The sequence below is a fragment of the Actinomycetospora sp. genome (assembly GCF_055612215.1).
Window position 1 is genome coordinate 1 of record NZ_JBVPVA010000960.1, and the last position, 6038, is coordinate 6038.

Consider the following 6038-nt stretch of genomic DNA (forward strand, 5'->3'; position numbering starts at 1 on the left):
AGGGCCTCGGAGTTGGTCCGGGTCAGGTGGCCGAGCCGCGCGGAGACGCGCGGAAGCGTCCCGGTGTCGCGCAGCCGGTGCAGCAGCGACTGCGTGCCCCACGTCCCGGCCGAGAACACGACCTCGTCGGCGGTGAACACGGCGCGACGCCGCCGCCCGCGCCGCGTCGGCCGCGTCACCACCTCGTAGCCACCTCCGTCGCGGGGCCGCACCGACAGCACCGTCGTCTCCGGGTGCACGACGGCGCCGGCGCGCTCGGCGAGCCCCAGGTAGTTGCGGTCGAGGGTGTTCTTGGCGTCGTGGCGGCAGCCGGTCATGCACTCGCCACACTCCAGGCAGCCCGTCCGCTCGGGGCCCGCGCCGCCGAAGAACGGGTCGGGCGCCGTGACGCCGGGGCCCTCGCCGAAGTACACGCCGACCTGCGTCGGGGTGACGGTGTCCTCGCGGCCCCACTCCCGGGCGACCTGGCGCATCACCTCGTCGGAGGGCGTGACGCTCGGCTGGGTCACGACGCCGAGCATCCGCCGTGCCTGGTCGTAGAACGGGTCGAGCTCGGTGCGCCAGTCGGTGATCGCGGACCACTGCGGGTCGCGGTAGAACGCCGGCGACGACGGCTGGTAGAGCGTGTTCGCATAGTTCAGCGACCCGCCGCCGACCCCGGCCCCGGCGAGCACGACGACGTCGCGCAGCACGTGGATGCGCTGGATGCCGTAGCACCCCAGCCGCGGAACCCAGAGGAAGTTGCGGACGTCCCACGACGTCGAGGGCAGCGTCTCGGGGGTGAACCGGCGGCCGGCCTCCAGCACGCCGACGCGGTAGCCCTTCTCGGTCAGCCGCAGGGCCGTGACGCTGCCGCCGAAGCCGGAACCGATGACGAGGACGTCGTAGTGGAGGTCGTCGTGCTGCACCGACGCACGTTAACGCGCGGGTAGCTGTGACGGAAGGTCACAGGTACGAGGTGTGCGTCCTATCGGGCGCCGGCGCGGGCGTCCTTGCTCAGCCAGCGCGCGGTCTCGGCGTCGACGAGCTCGCGCAGCACCGCGGCGTTGCCCGGCGCCACCGGCGCCCCGTCCTTGAACTGGCGGCCGCGGGCACCCACGTACGGGGCGCTCGGCTTCCAGTCGGGGTGCGCCATGATCGTCTCCGCGTCCACCCGGTCCTCGGGCGGGATCACGGCCAGGACGCCCTCGGCGTACCACTCGACCTCGTTGGTGGGGCCGGTGCGCGAGTACGGGTTGCTGTCGAACACCAGGACGGCCGCGATCCGGCCGCGACCGGTCCACTCGTGGACCCAGCCGACGGTGCCGGGCCCCACCCGCTTCTCGCGGGAGTGGGACACGGCGAGCTTCCACGCGGTGCGCTGCCCCTGGCGCTCACCGTCGAGGTCCCAGCTCGCCGACGACGCGCCGACCCACTCGGCCTCGTTCTCGGGGTCCGCGGCGGGGGTCCACGCGAGCATCACGTCGGGAAGGATCTCGAAGCGGCCGGAGCGGCTGGTCACGGGCGGACCTCCAGGGGTGCGGTGGTCGGTGTCGGTCGGGTCCGGGAGGCGTCGGGCGCCCCGGGTCATGGGACAAGCATGACCTTCCCGACCGCGCCGTTCTCCACCGCCTCCTGAGCAGCGACGACGTCGTCGAGCCCGAAGGAGGAGATGGGCAGCGGAGTGAGGGCCCCGGCACCCACCGCGTCGCGCACCCAGGCGACGTCCGCGGCCAGGTCGACCGGGCGCACGCCGTACAGCAGGACGAAGCGCAGCGTCGCGTTGGCGGTCATGAAACGGCGCACCGGCAGGACCGGGTCGGTGGGCTCGTTGGCGTACACCGCGATCTCGGTGCCCGCGCCGGAGACGGCGAGGTCGAGGTCGAGGTTCGCCCCGAGCGCGACCTCGACGATGCGGTCCACGCGCTCGGCGATCCCGCGGATGCGCTCGATCGCGCCCGACTCGCGGTAGTTGACGACGACGTCCGCGCCGGCCGCGCGCGCGAGCTCGCCCTTCTCCTCGGAGCTCACGGTGGCGATCACGCGGGCGCCGGCGTACTTGGCCAGCTCGATCGCGAAGTGCCCGACGGCGCCCGCCCCGCCCGCCACCAGCACCGTCGCGCCCTCGAGGGCCGCCGGGTCGCTGCCCAGGCACTGGGCCGCGGTGATCGCGGGGACGCCGAGGCACGCGCCGAGGTCGTCGTGGTCGCCGTCGGGCAGCGGCACGGCGCGCTCCGCGGGCAGCACGGTGTACTCGGCCGCGGTGCCGTAGCGGTTGCCGAAGGCGGCGAAGAAGAGCCAGACGTGCTGGCCGGCCTCGCGGTCGGCCACGTCGGGGCCGACGGCGTCGATCATGCCGGCGCCGTCCTGGTGCGGGATCTGGAAGTCGTCCGGGTCCCGGCCGGTCAGTCCGGCGCGCGTCTTCCAGTCGGTCGGGTTGATCGCGGAGCGCGTGATGCGCACCCGGACCTCGCCGGGCCCCGGGTCGGGCAGGTCGACGTCCTCGACGGCGAGGACCTCGGCGGCGGGTCCGGTCTTCCGGTAGACGGCAGCCTTCATGCCTCCAGCATCCCCCTCCGGCGTGCTCGCCGAATCGTGCGTCCGGGCGCGTCGCCCGACGAGCAGCCCGTCGAGGACGACGGTGACCCGGTAGCCGCACAGCACGAGCAGGTGGATCAGGTAGAGCCACAGCGCCAGGGCCGAGACGGCGCCGACGATCGGCAGCCCGCCGAACGGCGCGGACCACTCGACGGGGATGGCGAGGAACACCAGGAAGCCCTGCAGGAACCCGGCGAGCACGGCCCCGGTGGAGAAGCCGCCGACGAGCAGCGCGCGCCAGCCCAGGCGCCCGGGACCCACGAGCCGGAACACGGCGACGACCGTGGTCGAGACGGCCACCCACACCACGTGGAACGCCACGACGACGCCGAGGACCAGCCACCAGCCGCCGCGGGCGTACATCGGCGCGACGAACGGGGAGGTCGCGAGCACGGCGAGGACCAGGAACGGCGCCACCACCGCGACGCCGAGCAGCCCGGCGCGGCCCCGCCACCCGGTCAGCCGGTCCGGGATGCCGGAGAGCTGCAGGAACGCGCGACGCAGCCCCTCGCCGTAGAGGCTGGCGGGGAAGAGGACGACCAGGGCGCGGACCCACGACATCGACAGCGCCACCCGGGTCAGGGTGCGCAGCGCCTCCGGGGTGCCGTGCCCGCCGGGCAACCCGCCGATCGCGGCCTCCATGGCCCGCGTCACGGTGTCCGGGCCGACCAGCTGCCCGACCGCCCACAGCGAGACCAGGGCGAGCGGCACCAGCCCGATCAGCCCGAAGTACGTCGCGCCCGCGGCCCACAGGGCGACGTCGCTGCCCGGGAACGTCCGTCGGACCTCGCCCGCGGCGCCCCGGATCCGCAGGCGCCGATCGTCCGCGCGGGTCACGGCCGTCCCCACGACGCGGCGGGGCGCGGGAGGCGCTGGCAGGCTGGCGGGATGGCGTCGCGGGAGACCGACGGCCCCGGGGACGAGGCCGACGCCGGGTGGTCGGCGCTGCACGGCGACATCCGGCCCTCCCCCGTGGTGCGCGGCTGGCTGCGGATGGTGCGCGTCCTCGCGGGCGGCCCGATCGCCCGGATCCCGCCGGACGTGCTGTCCGCGGCCGGCGTCGCGCTGCTGGTCGGGGCGTGGGCCCTCGCAGTCGTCGGCCCGCCGTGGACCGTGGTGACGGCGCTGCTCGTCGTGCTCGCCGGGGTGGCCGACGGACTCGACGGGGCGGTCGCGCTGGCGACCGGGCGGGCCCGCCCGCTGGGTGCGGTCCTCGACGCGGTGGCCGACCGGCTCGGGGACCTCCTGCTCGCGGCCGTGCTGGTCGCCCTCGGCGCCCCGGTCGGCTGGGCCGTCGGCGTCGCCGCGGCGACGTTCGTCCACGAGTACGCCCGGGCCCGCGCGCAGTCGGTCGGCATGCCCGGGGTGGGCGCGGTGACGGTGGCCGAGCGGCCCACCCGGCTGATCCTCGTCGCGCTGCCCGCCGTCGGGGCCGCCGTGTTCCCGGCGGGGGTGCCGCTGGCGGGCTGGAGCTGGGGCACGACGTTCGCGGTCACCTGGGCGGCCCTGGCGACGGTCGGGCTGGCGCAGCTGGCGCGTGGCGTCGTCCGCTCGGTGCCCCGGCGCTTCCCGACGGACCCGCCGGGCCGATGAGGTCCGCGACGATCTCCGCCGACATCAGCACGAGGGGGATCCCGCCGCCCGGGTGGGCCGAGCCGCCGACCAGGTAGAGCCCGGGCACGGGCCCGGCGTTGGCGGGCCGGCGCAGCGCGGCCCGCGGGCCGTGGGAGGCGGTGCCGTAGATCGCCCCGCCGGGGGCGCCCGCGGAGCGCTCGAGGTCGGCCGGGGTCCGGATCTCGGCGAAGCGCAGCCGGGGCCGGACGTCGGTGCCGCGGGCCGCGAGGACGTCGAGCACGTGCTCGGCGTAGGCGTCCGCCAGGCCGGGCGCGTCCCAGTCGACGCCGTGGGCCGGGTCGTGCACCGGGGCGTTGACCAGCACGAACCAGCCCTCCGACTCGTCGTCGGGGCGCAGCGCCGGGTCGTCGGGGGCGTGGACGTAGACCGTCGGGTCCTCGACCGGGCGGGGCCGGCGGCCGAAGACGGCGTCGAACTCGGCGGTGTAGTCGGCGGGGAACAGGACGCGGTGCGCCGCGCCGGGCTCGCGGCCGGACAGGCCCAGCAGGAGGACGAAGCCCGCGCTCGAGGGCGCCGCGCGCCGCAGTCGCCGCCGCGCCCGGGGTGCCGCCCCGCGGGGCAGCAGCCGCTCGTGCAGCACCGCCGCGTCGGCGTCGCTCACCACGACGTCGGCCGCCCGCTCGCCGCCCGGGACCCGGACGCCGGCCACCCGGCCGTCCTCGACGACGACCGCCTCGACCGGCGACCCCAGGTGCACGGTGACGCCGAGGGCCCGGCAGCGCTCGAGCAGCACGTCGACGATGCGGCGCAGCCCGCCCGGGACCCACCACGCGCCGAACTCCTGCTCGACGAAGGCCGCCACCGACAGCACCGCGGGGGTCCGCCGCGGGTCGGAGCCCGAGTAGGTCGCGTAGCGCTCCAGCCAGGTCCGCAGCCGCGGGTCGGGCAGCAGCCGCCGGCCCAGGCCACGCACGGTGCGCCATGGCGCGACGGCGCGCAGGTCGCGCGGGCGGGCGCTCATGCGCAGCAGCGCCGACGTCGTCAGCGGGCGGCGGAGCACGTCGCGGCCGACGAGCGACCACAGGTGCCGCGAGCGGTCGTGCAGGTGCTGCCAGGCGGCGCCGGCGCCGGTGCCCAGGGCCGCGTCGAGCGCCGCGGGGACGCGGGCCGGGTCGTGGGGGAGGACCAGGTGGGTGCCGTCGGCGAAGCGCAGGTCACCGGCCGGGTCGACCGGGGTGACGGGCAGGTCGGCGGGTCCGCCGGTGGCCGCGAACAGCTCGTCGAGCAGGCCGGGCATGGTGAGCAGCGAGGGACCGGTGTCGAAGGTGAAGCCGTCCCGCTCGACGACGCCGAGCTTGCCCCCGGCCGTGTCCGCCGCCTCGTGGATCTCGACGTCGTGGCCGGCGGCGGCCAGGCGCGCGGCGCTCGCGAGGCCGCCCAGCCCGGCCCCGATCACCACGACACGGCTCACACCGTCCGTCCCTTCCAGCTCAACGTGCCGCGGACGCGGCCGACCCACGACGAGACCACCAGGCCGAGGACGGCGAGGACCGAGAGCGGGTGCGCCGCGGCGTCCCACCCGGGCGCGTCCACCCGGGACGCGGATCCGACGAAGCGGCCGGCGAGCACGCGCCCGACCACCGCGGCGGCGTACCCGGCGGCACCGGTCCGGGAACCCACCAGTCCCGCGGCGGGCGGGAGCACGTAGACCAGCGCGAGCGCCGCGCCGACGGCGACCGCTCCCGCGGGCGAGCCGAACGCCGCCCAGAGCGACTTCCGGTAGCCCGCGCGCAGGTCCGCCCCGGAGTCGTACATCCGGCAGGTGGCGAGCCCGGACCCGTCGGCGACGCCGGTGCGCCCGCCGCTGCGCCGGACCGCGCGGGCGA

5 protein-coding genes and 1 pseudogene are annotated in these 6038 nt (G+C 76.7%); 1 reads left to right on the forward strand and 5 read right to left on the reverse strand.

What is annotated here, in order from left to right; genetic code table 11:
* The 3 genes from AC0CYZ_RS26165 to AC0CYZ_RS26175 all read right to left on the reverse strand — a co-directional run.
* The coding region (locus tag AC0CYZ_RS26165) for a GMC family oxidoreductase N-terminal domain-containing protein (protein WP_472220797.1) at positions 1-908 on the reverse strand (908 nt) is incomplete at its 3' end.
* A 59-nt stretch (positions 909-967) separates the two neighbouring features.
* Complete coding sequence (locus tag AC0CYZ_RS26170; RefSeq protein ID WP_472220799.1) at positions 968-1570, reverse strand: hypothetical protein; 603 nt, start codon at positions 1568-1570, stop codon at positions 968-970.
* Positions 1567-3414, reverse strand: a complete 1848-nt coding sequence (locus AC0CYZ_RS26175) for a YhjD/YihY/BrkB family envelope integrity protein (protein WP_472220801.1) — start codon at positions 3412-3414, stop codon at positions 1567-1569. Before AC0CYZ_RS26175 ends, AC0CYZ_RS26170 begins: the two co-directional genes overlap by 4 nt.
* 51 nt (positions 3415-3465) lie before the next feature.
* Between AC0CYZ_RS26175 and AC0CYZ_RS26180 the strand changes: the two genes are divergently transcribed.
* Positions 3466-4170, forward strand: a complete 705-nt coding sequence (locus tag AC0CYZ_RS26180; protein ID WP_472220803.1) for a CDP-alcohol phosphatidyltransferase family protein — start codon at positions 3466-3468, stop codon at positions 4168-4170.
* Here the strand turns inward: AC0CYZ_RS26180 and AC0CYZ_RS26185 are convergent.
* Both AC0CYZ_RS26185 and AC0CYZ_RS26190 read right to left on the reverse strand, forming a co-directional pair.
* Positions 4070-5623 (reverse strand): phytoene desaturase family protein, encoded by a 1554-nt coding sequence (locus AC0CYZ_RS26185; RefSeq protein ID WP_472220805.1) that lies wholly within the window; start codon positions 5621-5623, stop codon positions 4070-4072. The genes AC0CYZ_RS26180 and AC0CYZ_RS26185 overlap by 101 nt on opposite strands.
* Positions 5620-6038, reverse strand: a pseudogene (locus AC0CYZ_RS26190) (glycosyl transferase); the annotation flags it as partial. The gene AC0CYZ_RS26185 and the pseudogene AC0CYZ_RS26190, both read right to left, overlap by 4 nt.